This window comes from Streptomyces sp. NPDC004647 (assembly GCF_040609575.1).
Lineage (GTDB): Bacteria > Actinomycetota > Actinomycetes > Streptomycetales > Streptomycetaceae > Streptomyces.
In genome coordinates, this window is the sequence record NZ_JBEXKU010000011.1 from 37,757 (window position 1) to 59,055 (window position 21,299).

Sequence of the window (21,299 nt, forward strand, 5' to 3'; positions counted from 1 at the left end):
CTCGGCGTATCCCTTCCGGCGCGGCGTCGTCGCATACCCGTACACCACCGGGAAGCTTCGCCCACCGCGCCGGTTCTCCCCTCGAAGGGGGTGGGTGTCTTCCGTGGTTCAGGCCCGGCGCTGCGCGCCTGCAGGCCACACCACATCAACAGGGAGGCCTGCGTCCCGGGCGGCCAGGACGACGTCAGCGGTGCCGCCACCCTTGCCGCTCGGGGGCTCCCCGTTCCATACCGCGACGACCCGGTCAGCGCGCCCGATCAGCTGCTGGTTGGCGGCCTCGTACGCCTCACGGTTCGCGGTCTCGTACGGCATGACGAGGACTTCGTCCGCAGCCTCCACCAGCCGGTCGAACGTCGGGGCGTGGTCCGGCTTCACCCTCGCCCGCCGGTAGTCGCGTGACGGCAACACCACTACCAGGCGGCCGCCGGCCTCCAGCAGCGCCTCGGCAAAGAGCGAGTCGGAGCCCCGGGCGATGCACGACAGGCCGACCAACTCGCTATCCCCGTGCTCGATGAGAACGTCGCGCAACGCGGCCCGGACAAGCTGCACACTATCGTCGGTCAGATCCATGTGCCCGGTCGCCGCAATCGTCGTCACGCTGCCCTCCCTATCAACTGGCCAACACGTCGCGGATCCTATCGCGGGCCTCCCGGACCACCCGGGATGCACCGTTGCCGGTCGTGGACCGGGATGCCCTCGGTGATGACCACGGCGAGGCCGATCCCGGCATCGGCGGCCTCGGTGACGGCGGATTCGGCGCACCCCCTGCCTGGCCCTTGCGGTCCGGGCAGGGAGCCTTTGTCGTGTCCGGTCAGACCATGGGTCGGCCGAGCGGCACCTGCGCGTACGGCTGCCACTCGTACATGAGGTTGTCTCGGTGTAGCACGATCAGTTCGGCCGATGTGATCCGCGCGGTGGCCGGCGGGATGTCCACGCGCGCAAGGGCTACAGCGACGGGGTCGGTTGGCCCGTCGCCGGAGCTGTACGCCACGGATACGTGCGGGGTGAAGCCCTCGGCGCGCTCCGGTACTTCCGTGAGCACTTCGCCGATGGCCGCGCGGATCGCGTCGCGTACGGCTCGGACAGGATCGTCGGGACGGACACGCAGGAGGATTGCCTCAGGGTCGACGACCGCCGGCCCGATCTCGATGTCGAAGGCTGGCAGCACGGCGAGCCGGGCCGTAGCCGCGTCCACGATGGCCTGGACAGTCTTGTCATCGACGTCGTCGACGAAGTTGATGCCCTGCATCGTCAGATGCAGCCATTGGTCGGGGATGAGCGTCAGGCCCGGGACGTCCTGGAGCCCGTCCCGGTAGGCGCCTGCCAGGCGGTGGACGTCGGGCTGCTCTTCGAAGGTGATGTGCCATGTGTAGAAGCGGCGGCCGACGCTCCAACCGGGCCGCCACCACCAGTGGTTCCGCATGGTCTCGTGGTGAAGGGTCATGGCCAAAAGCCAATCAGCCCGGGCCCTCTCCTGACGAGAGCACGAAGTTGTTCCGCGGGGCCGAGTCCGTGCACCACGCTTCGATCTCGCCCTGCAAGGCGACGGCCGGCGCACCGTCAGCGGTCCTTGAACGAGCCATCGCAGCAGCGAGTTCCTGCATGCGCCGTGTCACCGTATCGAGGCGGTGGTCGGGCGCGAGCGCGAGGACGGGGCGGAGGGCCTCGGCAGCGCCATCGGGGGAACGGAGCTCCATGTGGGCGCATGCCTGAGCGATGTGCATCTGGGCGGTCGTGCCGTAGGAGTGGAACGGTTGCGTCGTAATTGCCTCTTCGGCTTCGCGGATGGCGCTGGCTGGGTCGCCGACGCGGAGCTGGACGGCCGTGGCGTAGTTGGCACGTCGGTACTCCGGGCAGGAGAACAGGGCGCCGATGTCGTCCGTGCCTGCAAGATTGTCGCGTGCTTCGCTGGCGCGGATGAGTGCGGTGCGAGCCTCGTTCGCGGCGCCAAGCTGCGACCAGGCGTCGGCCTCCTGGCAGGCCAGGAGGATCCCGACGGTGCCGGTCGGGTGGTACATGGCGCCGCGGCGGGCGTGGTTGATGGCGTCGCGGAGTCGGCCGTCCCAGAACGCCACTTTGGAGCGGGTGGAGAGGACCCAGGCACGGAGCTCGACGTGCCCGGCGAGTTCCGCGCAGAGCCATGCTGTGCGGCCTTGGGTGTCGGCATCGCGCAACTGGCCGAGGTCGCTGGACATCCAGGCGAGGAGGCCGCAGAGGTAGCCGGCTGCGACGTAGAGGTCCGCGGACTGGCGCGGGTGCTGCCGGCCTTCGAGGAGGGCGAAGGTGCGGTCGCGCAGTTTGCGCGTGCGAACGAAGAGCGGCGCTGGATCGTCGGTGAGGTAGTCCACGGCCAAGGCTCGAGCCTCGGCCATCAGCTGCTCGAGGGCGATGTCTCCGACGTTGGACGCCTCGGCCCACGCTGCCCATGCGGCGGATTCGTCGGCGGCGACGCGGATGAGGTCAGCCCCGACCGGTTCGGTCTGGGTGGGAGCGGCGGCCGGTTGGGACTGGTAGGCCGCCGGGGCGGGTGCGGTGTGCCGGAGGAGCCTGCGATCCGAGTCAGGGAGAGCCCTGCGATCCTCGAGGTCCAGGAGCTGCTCGATGGGGCAGCCGTAGGTCTCGGCAAGCACACCCAGGACGGCGAGCGTCGGACGGCGACCAGACGGGCCGGGCCACTTCTCCCACTTGCCGACGAGGGAGGCGTCGGCTGCGACGGCCTCCCCCGGGTGGTGCGCCGTCACGCCGTCCATCCGGTCGGCCGCCTCTTGGAGGGTCCAGCCGTAGGCGTGCCGCCATGCCTCCCGGGGGCGCATGCGGAAGCGTGCGCGCATCTCGGTGGCGATCTCGGCGGTGGTGCAGTCGGCAGCCAGCATCTCGGCGCGCAGCTGGTCTCGTTCGGCCTTGGATCCAGTCTTCAGGCGTGGAGTCATGGCGTTCCCCGTCACGCGTCGTCGTGGACTCACGGTAGCTGCGGGGGCACCCCACGGACGGGGATACCGCCAGAAACAGCGGTGACACCCTGTCCAACGATGTGACCAAGTTTCCGTATCGCCACAGGTCAGGCGGCTTAGCCATGTCCGGTCTTCCTGGACATCCCTGCCCGTGACGGGTGCTCGGAGAGTTGGAACCGTAGTGGGCATCAACAACACCACGACCGGGGGCACCTGATGGCCACCAGCACTGCGAACCTCAGCATCTCTGCGGCGGCCAGACGTTTGGCCGGCAGCGAGGACCAAGCGAGGCAGGTTGAGGCGGAGTGGTGGGAGCGCGGGATCGCGCTCCTTCCGGTCGGCCCTGCATGGGACGCCGTGAAGCTGCCGGACTCCCTCGTACGCCGAGTCGCGGCGGGCGACCATCCGGAGCCGGTGCGCGCGGTGCTGGCCGAGTTCGGTGTCACCGGGCCGGTGTTCCTCGAACGCGACACGTACTACGTTCTCGTGCCGCCCGGAACCGCGGCACGGTGGGACGCCGGTGCGGAGTGCATCACGACGACCGAGAGCAAGTCCCACTACATGGGCATCCCCTCGCCCGCTCAGGATGACGCAACGTGGTCGCACTGGGTGATCCGCCCAGATGCTGATGCGCTGTGCTCCCCCGCGGCGGTACGAGCCCTCATCCAGGCCCATGCCGAGCTGGGCACTGTCGAGGAGGCGGCGGACCAGTGACGGTTCGATCGATCATCAAGGCGGCGGAGTGGGCCCTCGCGCCGGAGACCGCCGAGGGCGCGCCGGCCGTCCCGCTGTACGAGGCCGAATGCACCACGTGCGGGGACCAGTCCCGCGTCGCTGAAGGCGACCAACTGGCCCCGGAACTGTGGGCCATGAAACACACCGGCCTGAACACGACGCACCGCACGTACCGGGCCGTGATCACGTCGTTCTGGCGAGTATCCCCGGCGCCCGGAAACCCGCTCCACCGCGGGGAGACAGGACGATGAACGACCCGCGCTGGTGCCGCTGGCACAAAGGAATCGGACCCGACACCGCCCTCGTCGGCGTCATCGAGACGGGCAGCGGACCGGGCGGCATGCTCTACGCCTGCTCCCGATGCCGGAAGCGGCACGGCCTCACGCCGTTGGTCGACCATCCGGCGGACAGTGACGGTTCCCCCTCCGACTATCCCCGCGTCCGAACCTGAGACCGGGCCGCCGGCGGCCCCCCATGGATGCCCGCCCCGGTCGCACGGTCCCACCAGATCGGCCGGGGCGGGTCAGCAAGAGCACGACGGCGCGGGGACGGTCCCCGTGCCGGCACGTGGCGAAGGGAAACACCGATGGACCAGCGTCCGGAGTTCGAGTTCCACATGTCCAGCTCGTGCAAGTACGACAACAACAACAAGTTGTGTGTCGAGGTGGCCACCAACGTCCCGGGGACGGTAGCGGTCCGCAACTCCACAACGGGGGCGGCCGTCGAGTTCACGTCCGAAGAGTGGAACGACTTCCTCAGCGGCGCCAAGCTGGGAGAGTTCGACCTCTCGGCGTAGGAGACCAGCATGCAGAAGTGCCCCCGCTGCGGCAGACAGGCGGAACAGGATCCAGAGCATGCCCGGGTGATGAGGTGCCTGTCCTGCTGGCATGCGTGGGCACTCCCGCAGGAGCGCCCCTGTGACGGCGTCATGGGTCGGTACGCGCCAGGCCTGCGCCAGCTGGATGAGTACCGGCATCTGAACCGCTGATCACGCGCACAGGCGGCCCCGGTTGTCCGCTCCCCCCGTGGCGGATGGCCGGGGCTTTGCACCGAGAGTGTCACACGGCCCACCCCGCAGCCGGTCAGCCGCGAGGCGATCTGAGCGGCTGAAAGCCGGTGCCGGCCCGCAGATACGGGCCCGGCACCGGCGTTTTCGCGGTTCCGCCCGGCGGTCAGCAGCCGCCCTGGTTTCGCAGTGACAGCAGATACTCGGCGGAGCGGCGGGCGAAGCGGAAGGAGTCGCCCGGGTTGTCGTGCTCGGCGATCCAGTGGTGGTTGTGGCGGCTCGACAGCCTCTCCACACCGCCGATGAAGCTCTGGTAGTCGATGTCGCCGTCCCCGACATCGGTCATGCGGTAGCCATCGGTGCTCGACGGGTCGTGCTCGCCGTCCTTCACATGGAACAGCGGGTAGCGGTGCGGGGCCATGAGGACGTAGTCGATCGGGTCGAACGGTGCGGGGGTGCCGTCGGGCCGCTTGCTGAAGCGGAACTGCGCGCAGAACGCCCAGTAGATGTCCATCTCCAGATACACCAGGTCGGGGTCGGTCTCGGCCAGCAGCACGTCGTACAGCCGCACATCGGGCCGGTCGGTCGCGAAGGAGAACTCCTCCGCGTGGTTGTGCTGGTAGAACTTCATGCCGCGGGTGCGGGCGGCGGCGCCATAGGTGTTGAACTCCTCGGCCGCCCGTTTCCAGGCGTCCACGGTGCTGCCGTAGCGGAAGGGTCCGCTGGCGGTGCCGATGTGTTTCAGGCCGAGCGTCTGGGCGTCGTCGAGTACCCGTTCGAGGTTGGTCGCGAAGGTGTACGCCCCGGGGTCGTCGGAGTAGTAGCCGACGTGGCTGCCGACCGCCTTCAGACCGTTGTCGCGCACCAGGCGCTTCAGCTGGGGCAGGGTGATGGCGCCCGCCGAGCCCTGGGTGTATCCGGCGAACTCCACCTCGGAGTAGCCGGCGCGGCGCAGCTCTTCGAAGACGGGGGCGAATCCGATGGTGCCCACCTTGTCGCGCAGGCTGTAGAGCTGGATGCCGAGGCTTCCCGGGGGCAGCAGCGGGCCTCCGCGACGGGCAGCCGGGCGCGCGGTGGTCGCCGATTCCGCCGTACGGGCTGTACCGGCCGCGGCGGCGGAGGAGGCGGTGGCCGCACCGAGCAGGGCGGCGGCGGTGGTGCCCGTGGCGACGCCGAGGAATCTGCGGCGGCGCAGTGTTCGGGCGAGTTCGTCGTTGGAGGTCACGGTTACGGCTCCTGTCGTGGGGACGGGCGGGGCGAGGGGCGGGGGCTGTGGCTCCGGTGGCTGTGCTGGCAGTGGCAGTTGCCGGGCTGTGGCTGCGGTGGCGGTGGCAGTTGCCGGGCTGTGGCTGCGGTGGCGGTGGCAGTTGCCGGGCTGCGGTGGCGGTGGCAGTGGCAGTTGCCGGGCTATTGCTGTGGTGGCAGTGGCAGTTCCGGGCTGTGGCTGTCGCGGGCGGTCCAGCCGTCAGTGCAGTCCCGCGAGACCGAGGAGGAGCGCCTTCACGTCGGTGGCCGCCACGGGGCCGTCGACGGCGTCCCGCCGTGAGCAGATGACGAGCGGGCCGTCCTCCTTGCAGCCCGGGAGGCGGCCGTGGCTGCCGCGCACCGGGGTGGGGTCGAGCGGGACGACCGCCATGCGGTAGCGCATACCGAGCTTCTTGCGGACGAGCGCGGTGGCGGCCCGTACCCGGACGTAGGGGTCGCCGGGGTCGAGGAACAGCTCGGCGGGGTCGTAGCCGGGCTTGCGGTGGATCTCGACGAGCTGCGCGAAGTCGGGAGCCCGGGCGTCGTCGAGCCAGTAGTAGTACGTGAACCAGGCGTCAGGCTCGGCGACTGCCACCAGTTCGCCGGACCGGGGGTGGTCGAGACCGTGGGCCTTCTTCCCCTCGTCGTCCAGCAGTTCGGCGACACCGGGGACCTCCTGGAGGGCCGCGCGGGCGGCGTCGAGGTCCTCGGGACGCCGTACGTAGACATGGGCCAGCTGGTGGTCTGCGACGGCGAAGGCCCGGGAGGCGCCCGGGTCGAGGTACTCCATGCCGGCCTGGGCGTGGACCTCCAGGAGGCCGGCGCGGCGCAGCGCCCGGTTGATGTCGACGGGCCGGGTGACGCGGCTGACGCCGTACTCGGAGAGCGCGACGACCGTGATCCCGGCGGCGCGGGCGTCGTCGAGGAGGGGGGCGAGGACGGTGTCGAGTGCGGTGGCGGCAGCGTACGAGCGCGGGTCGTCCGGGCCGTGGCGCTGAAGGTCGTAGTCCAGGTGGGGGAGATAGCAGAGGGTGAGGTCGGTGGGGCGGGTGCGGAGGATGTGGCGGGTCGCGTCGGCGATCCACTGCGAGGAGACGAGATCGGCGCCGGGTCCCCAGAAGTGGAAGAGGGGGAAGGTGCCGAAGGTCTCCGTGAGTTCGTCGTGAAGGTCGGCCGGGCGGGTGTAGCAGTCGGGCTCCTTGCGGCCGTCGGCGTAGTAGACGGGGCGCGGGGTCACGGTGATGTCGGTGTCGGCGCCCATCGCGTACCACCAACAGATGTTGGCGACGGTGTAGCCGGGGTGGGCACGGCGGGCGGCGTCCCACAGCTTGTCGCCGCCGACCAGGCCGTTGTGCTGCCGCCAGAGGAACACCTCACCCTGCTCGCGGAAGTACCAGCCGTTGCCGACGATGCCGTGCTCGGCGGGGGTGGTTCCGGTGAGGAAGGTGGCCTGGGCGGTGCAGGTGACGGCGGGCAGTACGGTCTCGAGCGGTGCGCAGGAGCCGGCGTCGGCCAGGTCGCTCAGGTTCGGCATGTGGTCGAGGAGGCGCTGGGTGAGCCCGACCACGTCGAGGACGAGCAGTCGACGGGGTGCGGTCATGGCAGCTCCTTGAGGCCGAGGTCGGTCAGCAGGTCGCGGGCGAGGCCGAGTTCGGCGGCGATGCCCTCGGCGAGCCGGCCTCGGTTGCGGGGGCGCAGCGCGGGCGGCAGGGCCTGCCAGGTGTAGGTCTCGACTTCGAGGTGGTGGGTGAGGGGGGCCGGCCCTCCGACGAGGCGGGCGAGGGTGTCGCGGAGTACGGGGAGGGTGGAGGTGAGCGGCGGGGCGAGGGGTGCGTGCAGCGGTACGTGCAGATGGACTCGCCAGGGCGCGGCGGTGGGCAGGTCGCCGCCTGCCAGGGCCTCGTCGAGGTCGTCGGTGCCGCGGATTCCCTCGGGGGTGCGGGTTCGGGTCTGGTGCAGGAAGCGGGGTTCGACGAAGGCGGCGAGTGCCTCCCGTACGGCCGGGTCCCGCAGGTTCTCGGCGTGCAGGGCCGCGGAGAGCTGGGCCTTGACGACGGGTACGCCGGCGGCGGTGAGGCCGTCGATCGCGGTGTGCGGGTCCTCGAACTGCGTGGCGAGATGGCAGGTGTCGAGGCAGACGCCGACGCGCTCGGGAGGCGGTGCTCCGGTGGCGGTGAGGGTCCGCACGGCGTCGGAGGTGGTCTCGACTGTGCAGCCGGGTTCGGGTTCGAGGCCGACGCGGATGGAGCGCCCGGTGAGTTCCTCGAGGGCGTCGAGCCGCTGGGCCAGGGTGCTGAGGGCGCGGCGGGCGGCCTGGGCCCCGGAGGCGTTGAAGGGGACGCGCCAGGCGATGGGGAGGGTGGAGATGGTGCCTTCGGTGACGTCGTCGGGGAGGAGCGCGGCCAGCAGGCGGGCGAGGTCGGTGGTGTGGTTCAGGCGGTCGGGCTCGGTCCAGTCGGGCCGGTAGACGCGGTACTTGACCTCCGCAGCGCCGAATCCTTCGTAGGGGAAGCCGTTGAGGGTGACGACTTCGAGGCCCCGGTCGTCGAGTTCGGCGCGCAGACCTCGCAGGGCGGCGGGGTCGGCGGTGAGGGCGCGGGCGGCGTCGCGGGCGAGCCAGAGGCCGATACCGAGCCGGTCGCGGCCGAGGCGGCGGCGGACCGGCTCGGCGTGGTCACGGAGCTGGCGGCGTACGCCGTCGAGGTCCTCGGCGGGGTGGACGTTGGTGCAGTAGGCGAGGTGGACGGTGGAGCCGTCGGGGTGGCGGAAGCGCACGGGTCACCGCCCCGCGGGTTCGGTCGCCGGGGACTCGGTGGTTGCGGAGTCGGTCGCAGGGGATCCGGTCGCAGCGGATCCGGTTGACGTCGACGGGGCTGCGGGGGCTGGGTGCTCGGCGAACGCCGGGGCGGACGCGGGGGCGGTCCCGGAGGCGGACGCAGAGGCGGACGCAGGGGCGGCCGCAGGGGCGGTCCCGGAGACGGTCCCGGAGGCGGACGCAGGGGCGGCCGCAGGGGCGGTCCCGGAGACGGTCCCGGAGGCGATCGCAGGGGCGGTAGCCGGGTGCGTCGCGGGCTGCGTCGCGGGGGCCGCCGGTGTCCCGCGGAGGATGGAGTTGCCCTCGTGCGTCGCCTCGTGCGCTTCGACATGCAGGTCCAGGCGTCCGCTGAGCCCGTAGAAGGCAACCGGGTTGCGCCACAGGACCTGGTCGACGTCGTCGTCGGTGAACCCCGCGGCGAGCATCGCCTCACCGACCCTGCGGGTCTTGAGGGGATCACTGCGCCCCCAGTCCGCGGCCGAGTTGACCAGCACCCGGTCCGTCCCGTGCTTGCGCAGGACGGCGACCATGCGATCCTCGTCCATCTTGGTGTCGGGGTAGATGGAGAAGCCGAGCCAGGCGCCGCTGTCGGAGGCTTCGTCCACGGTCGTCTCATTGAGGTGGTCGAGAAGGACCCGGTCCGGGGGAAGGCCGGATTCTCGTACGACGTCGATGGTGCGTCGCAGCCCCTCGGCCTTGTCGCGGTGCGGGGTGTGGACGAGCGCGGGCAGACCGTGGGCGGCGGCGAGTTGGAGCTGCGCGGCGAAGGCGGTGTCCTCGGCAGGGGTCATGGAGTCGTAGCCGATCTCGCCGACGGCCACGACGGAGTCCTTGACGAGGTAGCGGGGCAGCTCGTCGAGGACGGGGGCGCAGCGGGGGTCGTTGGCCTCCTTGGGGTTGAGGGCGAGCGTGCAGTGGTGGGCGATGCCGTGCTGGGCAGCACGGAAGGGTTCCCATCCGAGGAGTGCGTCGAAGTAGTCGAAGAAGCTGGCAGGCGAGGTGCGGGGCTGTCCGAGCCAGAAGGACGGCTCGACGACGGCCCGGACCCCGGCGGCGTACATGGCCTCGTAGTCGTCGGTGGTGCGGGAGGTCATATGGATATGGGGATCGAAGATGCGCATCAGGACTCCTCGGAGCCGGAGGGTGTGGTGAGGGCCAGGACGCGATGGAGATCGTCGGGTACGGGCCGGCCTGCGGCCGTGCGCTCGCGGGCGTAGTCGGTGAGCATCCGGGCGAGTTCGGCATCGTCGCGGGCCCGTCGGCCGAGCCCGCCGACTGCGGCGACCGGCACGCCGGTGAACAGGCACTTGAGGACGGCGTGCCGCCAGGCATGGGCGGGCAGGTACTGCGCCGCGTACGGGCCGACGGCAGCGGCGACGAGCCGGGTGTCATTGGCCCGCAGCGCGTCCTCGACGAGCGGCACGGCGTCCGCGCCGAGGCCCAGATACGGCAACGCGAGGAGCACGGCGCGCCGCTCGGCGGCGGTGCCGTGCGTGTAGAGACGGGTGACTGTCCCGGCGTCGGGGCGGGCGGCGTGCAGAAGGAGGACGCGGGCGGCGTCGACGGGGTCGCTGCCGCTGGTTCCTCCGGGTTCGGCCCCGGGTGCCCCGCCGACGGCTCCGCCGGACCCGGACACGGGTACCCCGCCGACGGCTCCGCCGGACCCGGTCACGGGTGCCCCGCCGACGGTTCCACCGGACCGGGCGGCTGGAGCCCCGACTCCGGTTTCCCCGGCCCCCGCCCGGCTTCGGCTTCCGGGGGTGGCCTCGGGTGCCTGTGCCGAGGCGTCGGCGTGGGCGTTCGGAAGGCGGCGGCAGTGGCGGCCTGCGGAGGCGAAGCGCAGTTCCCAGGCCGGCAACGGGAGTTGTCGGTCGTCCGGTACGGGATCCGAACCCGCTGCCGAAGGACGAGCGGCCTCGGCGAGAGCCTCATCCAGCCAGGCGAGGGCGTCCTCGTCGAGCTGAGACCGGATGTCGGAGTGCAGATCCGCCATGTGCTCGTCACCGGTCAGCATGAGCCGCCTCCAGCGGGTCCTGTGCCACCGCCGGGCGTGCCTGCGAGGGTCGTTGCCCTCATGCGCGGCGCGGAAGGGGGAGGCGGGGGTGCGGGGGTGGCCGTTGGGACGGCCGCATCGGAGACTTCGGCAACGGCCTTCTCCGCGTCGTGCAGGAACTGCAGGGATGTACGGGCGAGTTCGGGACCCGCATGCGAGTCGCGGGGCAGCTCCACCCCGACCAGCCCCTCGTACCCCGCCGCCCGCAGGGCAGCCAGCACCGGAGGAAAGTCGATCTCGCCCTCCCCGAAGCGGAGATGCTCGTGTGCGCCCCGCCGCATGTCCTCGATCTGCACATGCCGCAGCCAGGGCGCCGCGGCGCGTACGCAGTCCGCCGGCGACGCCGGTTCGAGGCACTGGCAGTGGCCGATGTCCAGGGTGAGGCCGAGGCCGTCCGGGTCGCCCAGGATCCTGCGCAGCCGGTGGAAACCTGCCAGGTCACCCAGCAGATGTCCGGGCTCCGGTTCGACGGCCAGCGGCACATCCGCCGCGCGGGCCGCATCCAGTACGGGCGTCAGTGCATCGGCGAGCCGTCGCCACGCGTCGTCCTCACACGCACCGGGCGGCGTGACGCCGCTGAAGCAGTGCACGGCGTACGCCCCGAGCTCGGCGGCGACCCGTACGGCCGTGAGCAGCAGCCGGGCACGGGCCGCTCTCGCGTCCGGGTCGGGGTCCAGGAGGGTGGGGTGGTGCTTGCGGCGCGGGTCGAGGACGTAGCGGGCACCGGTCTCGACGGCGACGCCCAGGCCGAGCCGGTCGAGACGTTGGGCGACATGCCGGGTACGGGCCGCGAGGTCCGGGGCCCTCGGGTCGAGGTGCATGTGGTCGAGCGTCAGTCCGACGCCGCCGTAGCCGAGGTCGGCGAGCAGGTCGAGGGCGTCGTCGAGCCGGAGGTCGGCGAGTCCGTTGGTGCCGTAACCGAAGCGCAGGTTCCGCACTGCCGGGTCCTGTTGCGTGGTCATGTCGGGCTGACCCTTCTGGACAGGCGCCGGGCGACGGGCAGCACTGCGAGCAGGGGCAGCGCGGTGTGCACGGCTCCCGCGCGGGCGGCAAGGGCGGCTTGCAGCGGGATCATGGCGCGGATTCCGCCGCCGACGGCCCGTTGCAGCAGCTGCGGCGAGGGGTTGAGGGCAGCGTGCGCGAAGGGCCGTGCGGCGGTGGCTCCATAGGACGCGGCGATCACCGTGACCGCGATCCGGGCCGCTCTCTGGGCCGGGCCGCTCGCGGGCGCAGGAGGGATGCCCGTCCCGTCGCGTGCGGCCGACCACGCGATCCCGGCCGTGGCCGCCAACGCCGCCAGCGGAGGTGCGGACGAGCCGCCTTGCACCTCGTGGCGGGAGACGACGGTGACCGCGAGCGTATGTGCTCCGAGCAGCAGGGCGGAGGGCAGCGCGGCCCGTACGGCGTCCTGCCCGCCCGCCGGTCGGGCCTCTGCGGCCATGGATATCGACCGGCCCGGTGACGGGGCCGTGGCCGTGGCCGTGGCGCCGAGGAGCAGGTCGAGGGCCCGGGCCGCTGCCATGACGGCCGGGCCCGCCGCGGTGTTCTTCAGGCGCAGGTCGTAGGCCCAGACCGACCCCGCGAGGGCGGTTGCCGTGGCGAGCGCCGGACGGCCCGCCGCCGCGGCCAAGGCCAGCCCGGCGGCCGTCAGCCCGCCTGCCGCCGCGAGGGCCGCGCCCGGCTTGATGCGCCCCGACGGCAGTGGCCGATGCGGGCGTTCGACGGTGTCGATGTCGCGGTCGGCCCAGTCGTTGAGCGCCATTCCCGCCTCGTACAGGCACAGCGAGGTGCCGGCGGCCAGCAGCGTTCCGCGGTGCGGGCGGCGTCCGGTGGCGGCGGCGCCCGCGAGCGCGTCACCCGGCACGGTGAACACCGCCGAGATTCGCAGCAGTTCGGCCCAGGCCGCGGCTTGCCCGGACCGCCGGTCCGCAGTGTCCCGCGGGCCCGGGGACCCGGCGCCGGTTTCCGGCCGGTCCGTTGGGCTCGCCGTTCCGTGCAACCCGGTGCCCGGGCCGTTTTCCACGACGCCGTTTTCCACGACGCCGTTTCCCGTGCCGGCCGACGGGGTTTCGACGGTGCTGCGGCGGACAGCTGCGGGCCGCGCCGCGCCCGTGAAGCGACGACTACCGGTGCCGTCGGCCCGCCCCAGCAGGCCGGCGAGCAGGGCCCGTACGCGGTGCAGACCAGTGGTTCCGTATCCGCGCTCCCGAGGGCCGTGCGCGCCCACGCGCTTCGCAGAACCGAGTGCGTCGCCGATGCTCAGGCCGGGCGTGTGAGCAGCGTTGACCGGGCGGCTGCCATTGACCCGGGCCCTGCCGGGCTCCGCGCCGGTCACGCGCGCTCCCGCAGCGCGTCGGCGAAGCCGAGGAGTGCGCGCCACTGGTCCGGCAGGGAGGACGACGAGCCGGGGTCCGGGTCCTTGAAGAAGAACCCGAGGTCGGGCAGCGGGCCCGCCCGTCCTGCCGTGTGGGCGGCGGCGGTGAGACGGGCGAGGTCGAGGACCAGGGGGGCGGCAAGTGCGGAGTCGCAGCCCTGCCAGATCGTCTGGAGGACCATGCGGGAGCCGAGGAAGCCGTCGAAGGCCACGTGGTCCCAGGCGGTCTTCCAGTCGCCGAGAGCCGGCACATTGTCGATGTGGAGGCCGCCGTCCGGGACTTCGCCGAGGGTGTCGGCGAGAACCCGCGCCTTCCCCTCGTTCTTGGCGGCCGCGGCTCCCGGGTCGGCGAGCGAGGCGCCGTCGCCGCCGCCGAGGAGATTGGTGCCGGACCAGGCCCGTACGTCCAGGGCCCGCTGGAGGAACATCGGCGCGAGCACCGAGCGCAGCAGGGTCTGACCGGTCTTGCCGTCGCGGCCCGCGTACGGCAGGCCGGAGACCGAGGCGGCTTCGCGCAGCCGCGGGTGGTGCAGTCCGGTCGACGGGGTGAAGTTGATGTACGGACAGCCCGCGCGCAGGGCCGCGGCCGCATAACGGGAACTGGGCGGCAGCCGGTCGTCATCCGGCTCGGGCGCGGCTTCCGTCGAGGCGACGTTGACCACGATGGCGCGGGCGAGGCCGTGTTCGCGTACGAAGTCGGTGAGGTCGGCGGTGTAGGCGGCGATCAGCTCTTCGTCGCTGCGGCCGTCCCCGGGGAGCGGGCCGCCGGGTCGTATCGCGGCGTCGGCCGCGGCCAGTTCGGCGTGTACGGCGCCCGGCAGCCGGGGCGGGAGCACCCCACCGGCGGCCAGGGCCTCGGCCCGCTTGGGCAACGGGCAGCTCGCGGTGTCGTGGCCACCGAAGACGAGGGAGGCGAGCGGAGGGAGCCCGCAGTCGGCGAAGGGCGGCATCTCGGTGACCATGCCGGTGGGGGCGCGCAGCCCGGCGGCAAGGGCAGCACACCCGGCGACGGCGGTGGTGGCCACGGAGCCGCGGGCACCGACGAGCCAGACCCCGGTACGGGGCCGGATCCCGGCGCGTTCGGTGACGGCCTCCCCGGCCGGACTTCCAGCGTGCGGAGGCGCGGCGGCACCGCTGGTGGGTACGGGGCGCTGATTCGGGCTGTCGGGACGGGTGGTCACAGGCTGCCTCCCGGTGGCTGAGTGGCGCGACGATGCGTGGTGCGGGTCGTACGGGACGGTGCGGCGGCTGCTGCGCGGTGCGGAGCACTGGCTGCTGCGCAGTGCGGTGCGGTACGGCGGCTGCTGCGCGGTGCGGCGCGGCTGCTGCTGCGCGGTGCGGTGCGGTGCGGTCGTGCCGTGCCGTGCCGTCGGCCGCTGCCGCCGGTCGTCGTCGCGCCGACGACCGACCGCACCGGCCCCCGGCCATACCTGAGACGCGCCGCGCAGCGGGACCTGCAGCGCGGCCGGCGGCGGGGAGGAGTCGGCGGTCTCCCCGCCCGCCGCCGGAGCCGTCGGCGGATCCCTTCGGACCCGCCGACGGCCGATCGGTGCGGCTGTCGGCTGCTGCCACATCGGTTCAGGACCGCTGCCCGCCGCCCTTGACCGGCAGTTCACCCACCAGCCATTCCTTGACCGGCGGCTCACCCACCAGCCGTTCCTTGACCGGCGGTTCACCCACCAGCCGTTCCTTGACCGGAAGTTCCTTGACCCGGATGTTGCGGAAAGACACTTCGTCGCCGTCACCGTGGTTCTGGATGCCGATGTGTCCCTGCCGCAGGCTGCGCGCCGGGTCGTGGTTGGTGAAGTCGTTGATCTTCACGCCGTTGAGCAGGACCCGCAGCCGCTCGCCCTCGACCCGGATCTCGTAGGTGTTCCACTCCCCCGGCGGGTTGAGCGCCCGGTCCCGCGCCGTGAGATCGGCGGACTGAAAGCCGTACACCGACCCCGTCGTCCTCTCGGGGACGTCCGTGGCGTCGATCTGGATCTCGTAGCCGTTGTTCACGGCCGACCACGGGTCGTCCGAGGCGGGGAAGCCCACGAAGACACCGGAGTTGTCGTCCCCGGCCATCCTCCAGTCCAGCTTCAGGGAGTACGACTTCATCTCCTGGGCCTCGTACCAGAGCATGCCGAGCCCGCCGGCCGAGGTCAGGGTGGCGTCGGCGAGGGTGAAGGAGCCGGGGCCCGCCTGCTTCCAGCCGTCCGTGCCGGTGCCGTCGAAGAGCGCGGTGTAGCCCTGTTCGGGACGGCAGTCGGCCTGCGCGGCGCCCGTCGCGTACCGGATCCCGCCCAGCAGATGGGCCCGGAAGGCGGGTTCGGCGTAGGACTCCCTGGTGTGGCCGCCACCGGTGTAGAAGGCACGGCCGCCCCGGTAGTTCTGGCACCACGAGATGGGGTGGTCCTCGCCCATGGAGCCGCCGGTGTACGAGGACTCGTCGAGCGTGGCGAGGATGTGCGCCCGCTCCCGCGGGTTGGAGCGGTAGTTGTACCACTCGTCCGTACGCTCCCAGCCGGTGCCGAGGTGCGCGGTTGCCGGATGTGCGCGGTCCTCGACCTCGACCGTGGCGGGCTGGATGTGCGGGTGGGACTGGAAGTACGCCCCGGCCAGGCCCCCGTAGAAGGGCCAGTCGTACTCGGTGTCGGCCGCCGCGTGCACTCCGACGTAGCCGCCGCCCCGCTCGATGTAGCCCTCGAAGGCGGTCTGCTGCGGGGCGTCGAGAACGTCCCCGGTGGTGGAGAGGAAGACGACCGCGTCGTAACGGGCGAGGTTCTTCGCCGTGAAGGCGCCCGCGTCCTCGGTCGCGTCGACGGTGAAGCCGCCCTGCGCTCCGAGGTCCTTGACGGCGGCTATGCCGTCGGGGATGGAGTCGTGGCGGAAGCCGGCGGTCTTGGAGAAGACCAGAATCCGACTCTCCTTCACGTCGTCGTGCGGGGCTGCGCTGCCCGGCAGGGCCATGGTGCCGAGCAGCAGGACTGCCGAGGCCGTGGCGGTGGCGATGCGTGCTGAGGCGTGCATGAAGGTGCTCCTTCCTCCGGTCGGGGCGGGCGGCGGTCCCCGAAGAGTCGGGACGCCGCCGCCCGCCCTGGTCGGGCCGATACCGGTCAGCCAGTAGTGCCAGTGGTCCCAGTGGACCCAGCCGTGCGAGCGGTCCCAGTGGACCCAGCCGTGCGAGCGGTCCCAGTCGTGCCGGCGGTCCCAGTGCCGAAGGTGAAGTCGTCCACGTCGTAGAGCGCTCCGGTGCCCGTGCCCTTGAACACCAGATAGAACGTGGTGGTCCCGGTCGGCGGCTTCTTCAGCGCCGCGGTGACGTCGGTGTACGTCTCCCAGCCGCCGGTGGCCGCCACCTTCGCCGAGCCGAGCAGCCTGCCGCCCTCCGAACCGGTACGGATCTCCAGCGTCCCGCCCGCCCCGGCGGAGGCGACCCGCGCGGTGAGCGAGGTGGCGTTGCCCAGCCGGTAGGGCTTGAAGGAGATCCAGTCGCCGTTGTGGATGTCGCCGACCGTCTTGCCGCCGTGCGCCGGAGTGTGGTTGGTGACCTCGATGCCCTGGGAGTCGCCGAAGTGCTCGGCCTGCCGGTGCTTGGGCTGCACGACGTTCTGGTCGTGCGTGGTCAGCGCGGGCTGGCCGTTCGCACCCCGGTCCGTGTACTCCGCGTCGAAGACACCGAAGATGTTCGCGTTGGGGTCGTGCTCACCGTCGGCGCTGGTCTTGAGAGTGCCCGAGCAGCCGTTGGCCGAGGTGACGGGGTGGCCATGGCTGTCGTGACCGAGGATGTGGGTGACCTTGACCTTGGCGCAGTCGATGGCCCCGTCCTCGGGATCGGTGACCTTCACCGTGAAGGGGATCTCGTCGCCGAAGGTGAACAGCTGCCCGTCACCGGGCAGTTGGAGAGTCACCTTCGGGGCGGTGTTGCCGACGGTGAGGTGGACACTCGCCGAACCGGTACGGCCCGAGGCGTCCTTGGCGGTCACCGTCGCCGTATAGGTGCCGTTCTCCTTGTACGTGTACGTGGGGTTCGCCTCGGTGGACTTTCCGCCGTCGCCGAAGTCCCAGGCGTAGCTCAGCGCGTCGCCGTCGGCGTCCGAGCTGCCGGCCGAGGAGAACGCCGCCTTGAGCGGAGCCTGTCCGGAGGTGCGGTCGGCCGTGGCCTTGGCCACCGGCGAGTGCCCGTCGGAGGCGTTCTCGATGCGGTAGAGGGCGGAGTTCTCGTCGCCGCCGAACCAGGCGGTGCCGTAGTCGAGGACGTACAGTGCCCCGTCCGGACCGAACTCCATGTCCATGACCTGGGTGCCGGTCCAGGGGAAGGCGTTGATGGACTGGACGCTGCCGTCGCTGCCGTGCTCGATCCGCTTGATCCAGCGGCGCCCGAACTCACCGGCGAAGAAGTCGCCGTCGTAGGCTTGCGGGAACTTCACCGGGGAGTCGACGGAGGCGTCGTAGCGGTAGACGGGGCCGCCCATCGGCGACTCGGATCCGGTGCCGAACTCGGGGACGGATCCGCCGTCGTAGGGGATCCACGCCTCCTGCGCCGGGGGAAGGTCGGTCAGGCCGGTGTTGTGCGGCGAGGTGTTCCGGGGCGCCCCGCAGTCGAAGGCCGAGCCGGAGGTCTGGGTGCCGAAGTCGTAGTCGACGTAGGCGTCGTTCTTGCCGGCGCAGTACGGCCAGCCGAAGTTGCCCGCCTTGGTGACGCGGGCGAACTCGACCTGGCCCGCGGGTCCGCGCCCCGGGTCGGCGGCGCCGGCGTCCGGCCCGTAGTCGCCGACGTAGACGGTGCCGGTCGGCTTGTCGACGCTCATCCGGAAGGGGTTGCGGAAGCCCATGGCGTAGATCTCGGGCCGGGTCTTCTCGGTGCCGGGGGCGAAGAGGTTGCCGTCGGGGACGGTGTACGAGCCATCGGCCGCGACCTTGATGCGGAGGATCTTGCCGCGCAGGTCGTTGGTGTTGCCCGCGGAACGCCGGGCGTCGTAGGCCGGGTTGCGGTTCGCCCGCTCGTCGATGGGGGTGAAGCCGTCGGAGGCGAAGGGGTTGGAGTCGTCGCCGGTCGACAGATGGAGATTGCCCTGGGCGTCGAAGTCGATGTCGCCGCCGACGTGGCAGCAGATACCGCGCGAGGCGGGCACGTCCAGGACCTTCTTCTCGCTCGCGTTGTCGAGCGTGCCGTCGGGCTTCAGCACGAAGCGGGACAGCCGGTTGACCCCGTCGTACGGGGCGAATTCGCTCGGTGAGCCGTCGTTCGGGGCGTCACCCGACGGGGTGTCGAGCGGTGGTGCGTAATAGAGGTAGACGGCCCGGTTCTCGGCGAACCCGGGGTCGATGCCGACGCCCTGCAGGCCTTCCTCGTCGTGCGAGTAGACCGGGATCCTGCCGGAGATCCGGGTGTTGCCCGCCGCGTCCGTGATGCGGAGCGTGCCGTCGCGCGAGGTGTGCAGGACGGAGCGGTCGGGGAGTACGGCGAGGGTCATGGGCTCGCCGGTCTCCTCCGCCCCCTTGGCAAGGGCGACCTGCTGGAAGTCCTCGGCCGCGGGCACCGCCGAGGGAGCCTCGGCTGAAGGCGCCTCGGCTGAAGGGGCCGCGGTGGTCCGTGGCGCGTTGAGCGCGAGCGTCGCGCCGGCGAGAAGGGTACTCGTGAAGACCGCGAGGGTCTTGCGGAGTCTGAGCCGTTTCCTGTGCACGGGTGTCCTCCGGAGGATGACGGTGTGTGACAGGCGCGCGCCGTCGCGCCGGGACCGGGCCGGATGAGGATCCATGACCGGTACATCTCAAGGACCGTAGCCGGGTTCGTCCGACTCGGAAACCCCTTTGAAATCAGAACAGTTGACTTCGTCCACGGTCTGGACAAAGAAGAGCCGGGCAGGGCGGAGCCGCCCGGCGGCACGACGCACCACCGGGCTGGTCGCAGGCTCCTGGGTCAGCCGTCGCCGCCGCCGAAAGCGGCATCGAAGGAGGCGGACGGCGGGTCGAAGTCGTAGGCCTTGAGCTGTCTCAGGGCCTCGGGCGCGCCCTGCAGCCGGTCCATACCGGCGTCCTCCCACTCCACCGAGATCGGCCCCTCGTACGCGATGGACCGCAGCATCCGGAATACGTCCTCCCACGGCACGTCGCCGTGCCCGGCGGAGACGAAGTCCCAGCCGCGCCGCGGGTCGCCCCACGGCAGATGGGAGCCGAGCCGCCCGTTGCGCCCGTTGAGCCGTTTACGGGCCTCCTTGCAGTCGACGTGGTAGATCCGGTCCCGGAAGTCCCACAGGAAGCCGACGGGGTCCAGGTCCTGCCAGACGAAGTGGCTCGGGTCGAAGTTCAGCCCGAAGGCCGGGCGGTGGTTCACCGCATCCAGCGCCCGCTGGGTGGTCCAGTAGTCGTAGGCGATCTCGCTGGGGTGCACCTCATGGGCGAACCGCACGCCCTCCTCGTCGAAGACGTCGAGGACCGGGTTCCAGCGCTCGGCGAAGTCCACGTAGCCGCGGTCGACCATCGCGGGCGGCACCGGCGGGAACATCGCGACCAGATGCCAGATCGACGATCCGGTGAAGCCGATGACCGTACGCACCCCGAAGGCGGCGGCGGCCCGCGCGGTGTCGGCCATCTCGGCGGCGGCCCGCTGCCGCACGCCCTCGGGCTCCCCGTCGCCCCAGATCCGTTCCGGCAGGATCGCCTGGTGGCGCTCGTCGATGGGGGCGTCGCAGACGGCCTGGCCGACGAGGTGGTTGGAGATGGCCCAGCACTCCAGACCGTACTTCTCCAGCAGCGCGCGCCGCCCGTCCAGGTAGCCCGTCTCCGTGAGAGCCCGGTCGACCTCGAAGTGGTCACCCCAGCAAGCGAGTTCCAGACCGTCGTAACCGAATCCGCGGGCCAGCCGGCAGACCTCCTCGAGCGGGAGGTCGGCCCATTGGCCGGTGAAGAGTGTGAAGGGCCGGGGCATCAGCTGGCCTCCTGGACGAGGGCGGGGAGTACGGGCGTGTAGACGCTGTTCCTGGCGGCGCTCTCCTCGACGGCCGCCAGCACCCGCTGCACCTGGAGTCCGTCGGCGAAGGACGGCTCCGGTTCGGTTCCGGCGGCGATGGCGTGCACGAGGTCCCGCGCCTGGTGGACGAAGGTGTGCTCGTAGCCGAGTCCGTGGCCCGGCGGCCACCACGCCTCCAGATAGGGGTGATCCGCCTCGGTGACCAGGATCCGGCGGAAGCCGGAGGATGCGGCGGGCTCCGTGTGGTCGTGGAAGTACAGCTCGTTGAGCCGCTCCAGGTCGAAGGCGAGCGAGCCGCGGTCCCCGTTCAACTCGATGCGCAGGGAGTTCTTACGGCCCGCGGCCACCCGGGAGACCTCGAAGGCGGCCAGCGCTCCGCAGGCGAGCCGCCCAGTGAAAAGCGCCGCGTCGTCGACCGTCACCGCACCGCGCGCCGCTCCCCCGCCGGCCGCCGTGGACAGCCCCACCACGGCCCCGCCGGGCAGCGGCCGTTCCCGTACGAACGTCTCGGTCACCGCGGAGACGCCGACCAGCGGCTCCCCCGACAGATGCTGCGCGAGATCCACGATGTGCGCGCCCAGGTCGCCGAGCGCGCCCGAGCCCGCGTACTCCTTCTGCAACCGCCAGACCAGCGGGAACTCCGGATCCACGATCCAGTCCTGGAGATACGTCACCCGTACGTGCCGCAGGGTCCCGATCCGGCCGTCCCGCACCATCAGGCGGGCCAGCGCGATGGCGGGCGTGCGACGGTAGTTGAAGCCGACCATCGCGATCCGGCCGCGGTCACCGGCCCTCCGCGCCGCCTCCGCCATCGCCTCGGCCTCCGCGACCGTGTTGGCGAGCGGCTTCTCGCACAGCACGTGCTTACCGGCCTCCAGCGCCGCGACGGCGATCTCGGCGTGGCTGTCCCCGGGGGTGCAGATGTCCACGAGCTGTACGTCGTCGCGGGCGATCAGGGCGCGCCAGTCGGTCTCGGCGGCCGCCCAGCCGAGTTTGCCCGCCGCGGCCCGGACGGCCGCCGGGTCGCGGCCGCACACCGCGGCCATCACCGGGTTCAGCGGCAGGTCGAAGACCCGGCCCACGGTGCGCCAGCCCTGGGAGTGGGCGGCGCCCATGAAGGCGTAGCCCACCATGCCCACGCCGAGGGTGGGCCGGTTGCTCT

The 21,299-nt window shown here is 71.8% G+C and carries 18 protein-coding genes and 1 pseudogene; 4 read left to right on the forward strand and 15 right to left on the reverse strand.

The window, feature by feature from the left end:
- Window positions 1–108: 108 nt before the first annotated feature.
- The 3 genes from ABZW18_RS07155 to ABZW18_RS07165 all read right to left on the reverse strand — a co-directional run bounded on the left by ABZW18_RS07155 (window position 109) and on the right by ABZW18_RS07165 (window position 2,930).
- A complete protein-coding gene (locus ABZW18_RS07155) occupies window positions 109–597 on the reverse strand; it encodes a hypothetical protein (RefSeq protein ID WP_356183270.1) in 489 nt (162 codons plus the stop codon).
- Window positions 598–811: 214 nt separating this feature from the next.
- Window positions 812–1,444, reverse strand: a complete 633-nt coding sequence (locus ABZW18_RS07160) for a 2'-5' RNA ligase family protein (RefSeq protein ID WP_356183273.1) — start codon at window positions 1,442–1,444, stop codon at window positions 812–814.
- 13 nt (window positions 1,445–1,457) lie between these two features.
- On the reverse strand, window positions 1,458–2,930 hold the full coding sequence (locus ABZW18_RS07165; protein ID WP_356183276.1) for a helix-turn-helix transcriptional regulator: 1,473 nt from the start codon (window positions 2,928–2,930) through the stop codon (window positions 1,458–1,460).
- Window positions 2,931–3,167: 237 nt separating this feature from the next.
- On the opposite strand from ABZW18_RS07165, the gene ABZW18_RS07170 reads away from it, so the two are divergent.
- The 4 genes from ABZW18_RS07170 (at window position 3,168) to ABZW18_RS07185 (ending at window position 4,482) form a co-directional block, all read left to right on the forward strand.
- Complete coding sequence (locus tag ABZW18_RS07170) at window positions 3,168–3,665, forward strand: hypothetical protein (protein ID WP_356183278.1); 498 nt, start codon at window positions 3,168–3,170, stop codon at window positions 3,663–3,665.
- Window positions 3,662–3,937 carry a hypothetical protein gene (locus tag ABZW18_RS07175; RefSeq protein ID WP_356183281.1) on the forward strand — a complete coding sequence of 92 codons (276 nt, stop codon included), beginning with the start codon at window positions 3,662–3,664 and terminating at the stop codon, window positions 3,935–3,937. The genes ABZW18_RS07170 and ABZW18_RS07175 overlap by 4 nt, the downstream gene beginning before the upstream one ends.
- On the forward strand, window positions 3,934–4,137 hold the full coding sequence (locus ABZW18_RS07180) for a hypothetical protein (RefSeq protein WP_356183284.1): 204 nt from the start codon (window positions 3,934–3,936) through the stop codon (window positions 4,135–4,137). The genes ABZW18_RS07175 and ABZW18_RS07180 overlap by 4 nt, the downstream gene beginning before the upstream one ends.
- Window positions 4,138–4,272: 135 nt before the next feature.
- Window positions 4,273–4,482, forward strand: a complete 210-nt coding sequence (locus ABZW18_RS07185; RefSeq protein WP_356183287.1) for a DUF397 domain-containing protein — start codon at window positions 4,273–4,275, stop codon at window positions 4,480–4,482.
- Window positions 4,483–4,858: 376 nt separating this feature from the next.
- Here the strand turns inward: ABZW18_RS07185 and ABZW18_RS07190 are convergent, their stop codons facing one another.
- From ABZW18_RS07190 to ABZW18_RS07245, 12 genes and pseudogenes are all read right to left on the reverse strand, one after another.
- The gene (locus tag ABZW18_RS07190; protein ID WP_356183289.1) at window positions 4,859–5,917 is read right to left on the reverse strand and encodes a sugar phosphate isomerase/epimerase; all 1,059 of its coding nucleotides are present in this window, start codon (window positions 5,915–5,917) and stop codon (window positions 4,859–4,861) included.
- Window positions 5,918–6,157: 240 nt separating this feature from the next.
- Window positions 6,158–7,537, reverse strand: a complete 1,380-nt coding sequence (locus tag ABZW18_RS07195) for a nucleotide pyrophosphatase/phosphodiesterase family protein (protein ID WP_356183291.1) — start codon at window positions 7,535–7,537, stop codon at window positions 6,158–6,160.
- Entirely contained in the window at window positions 7,534–8,712 is a 1,179-nt protein-coding gene (gene eboE / locus ABZW18_RS07200) for a metabolite traffic protein EboE (protein WP_356183294.1), read from the reverse strand. Before eboE ends, ABZW18_RS07195 begins: the two co-directional genes overlap by 4 nt.
- A 315-nt stretch (window positions 8,713–9,027) precedes the next feature.
- Window positions 9,028–9,873 (reverse strand): annotated as a pseudogene (locus tag ABZW18_RS07205) (TatD family hydrolase); the annotation flags it as partial.
- Window positions 9,873–10,766, reverse strand: coding sequence for an EboA domain-containing protein (locus tag ABZW18_RS07210; protein WP_356183297.1), 894 nt, complete (start codon window positions 10,764–10,766; stop codon window positions 9,873–9,875). The gene ABZW18_RS07210 and the pseudogene ABZW18_RS07205, both read right to left, overlap by 1 nt.
- Window positions 10,760–11,767: a sugar phosphate isomerase/epimerase family protein gene (locus ABZW18_RS07215; RefSeq protein WP_356183300.1), complete on the reverse strand. Its 1,008-nt coding sequence runs from the start codon at window positions 11,765–11,767 to the stop codon at window positions 10,760–10,762. Before ABZW18_RS07215 ends, ABZW18_RS07210 begins: the two co-directional genes overlap by 7 nt.
- Window positions 11,764–12,696, reverse strand: a complete 933-nt coding sequence (locus ABZW18_RS07220; RefSeq protein WP_356183446.1) for an SCO3242 family prenyltransferase — start codon at window positions 12,694–12,696, stop codon at window positions 11,764–11,766. The genes ABZW18_RS07215 and ABZW18_RS07220 overlap by 4 nt, the downstream gene beginning before the upstream one ends.
- A gap of 440 nt (window positions 12,697–13,136) precedes the next feature.
- Window positions 13,137–14,249, reverse strand: coding sequence for an inositol-3-phosphate synthase (locus tag ABZW18_RS07225; protein ID WP_356183448.1), 1,113 nt, complete (start codon window positions 14,247–14,249; stop codon window positions 13,137–13,139).
- Window positions 14,250–14,757: 508 nt separating this feature from the next.
- Window positions 14,758–16,194, reverse strand: coding sequence for a ThuA domain-containing protein (locus tag ABZW18_RS07230; RefSeq protein ID WP_356183303.1), 1,437 nt, complete (start codon window positions 16,192–16,194; stop codon window positions 14,758–14,760).
- Window positions 16,195–16,280: 86 nt separating this feature from the next.
- On the reverse strand, window positions 16,281–18,851 hold the full coding sequence (locus ABZW18_RS07235) for a PQQ-dependent sugar dehydrogenase (protein WP_356183306.1): 2,571 nt from the start codon (window positions 18,849–18,851) through the stop codon (window positions 16,281–16,283).
- A gap of 236 nt (window positions 18,852–19,087) precedes the next feature.
- Entirely contained in the window at window positions 19,088–20,095 is a 1,008-nt protein-coding gene (locus ABZW18_RS07240; RefSeq protein WP_356183309.1) for a sugar phosphate isomerase/epimerase family protein, read from the reverse strand.
- A complete protein-coding gene (locus ABZW18_RS07245) occupies window positions 20,095–21,270 on the reverse strand; it encodes a Gfo/Idh/MocA family oxidoreductase (RefSeq protein WP_356183451.1) in 1,176 nt (391 codons plus the stop codon). The genes ABZW18_RS07240 and ABZW18_RS07245 overlap by 1 nt, the downstream gene beginning before the upstream one ends.
- Window positions 21,271–21,299 lie beyond the last annotated feature (29 nt).

Coding starts and splice junctions, on each gene's coding strand:
- ABZW18_RS07160 (WP_356183273.1), bottom strand. CDS start 1,444: ATGACCCTTCACCACGAGACCATGCGGAACCACTGGTGGTGGCGGCCC.
- ABZW18_RS07165 (WP_356183276.1), bottom strand. CDS start 2,930: ATGACTCCACGCCTGAAGACTGGATCCAAGGCCGAACGAGACCAGCTG.
- ABZW18_RS07170 (WP_356183278.1), top strand. CDS start 3,168: ATGGCCACCAGCACTGCGAACCTCAGCATCTCTGCGGCGGCCAGACGT.
- ABZW18_RS07180 (WP_356183284.1), top strand. CDS start 3,934: ATGAACGACCCGCGCTGGTGCCGCTGGCACAAAGGAATCGGACCCGAC.
- ABZW18_RS07185 (WP_356183287.1), top strand. CDS start 4,273: ATGGACCAGCGTCCGGAGTTCGAGTTCCACATGTCCAGCTCGTGCAAG.
- ABZW18_RS07195 (WP_356183291.1), bottom strand. CDS start 7,537: ATGACCGCACCCCGTCGACTGCTCGTCCTCGACGTGGTCGGGCTCACC.
- ABZW18_RS07210 (WP_356183297.1), bottom strand. CDS start 10,766: ATGCTGACCGGTGACGAGCACATGGCGGATCTGCACTCCGACATCCGG.
- ABZW18_RS07215 (WP_356183300.1), bottom strand. CDS start 11,767: ATGACCACGCAACAGGACCCGGCAGTGCGGAACCTGCGCTTCGGTTAC.
- ABZW18_RS07230 (WP_356183303.1), bottom strand. CDS start 16,194: ATGCACGCCTCAGCACGCATCGCCACCGCCACGGCCTCGGCAGTCCTG.
- ABZW18_RS07240 (WP_356183309.1), bottom strand. CDS start 20,095: ATGCCCCGGCCCTTCACACTCTTCACCGGCCAATGGGCCGACCTCCCG.
- ABZW18_RS07245 (WP_356183451.1), bottom strand. CDS start 21,270: ATGGTGGGCTACGCCTTCATGGGCGCCGCCCACTCCCAGGGCTGGCGC.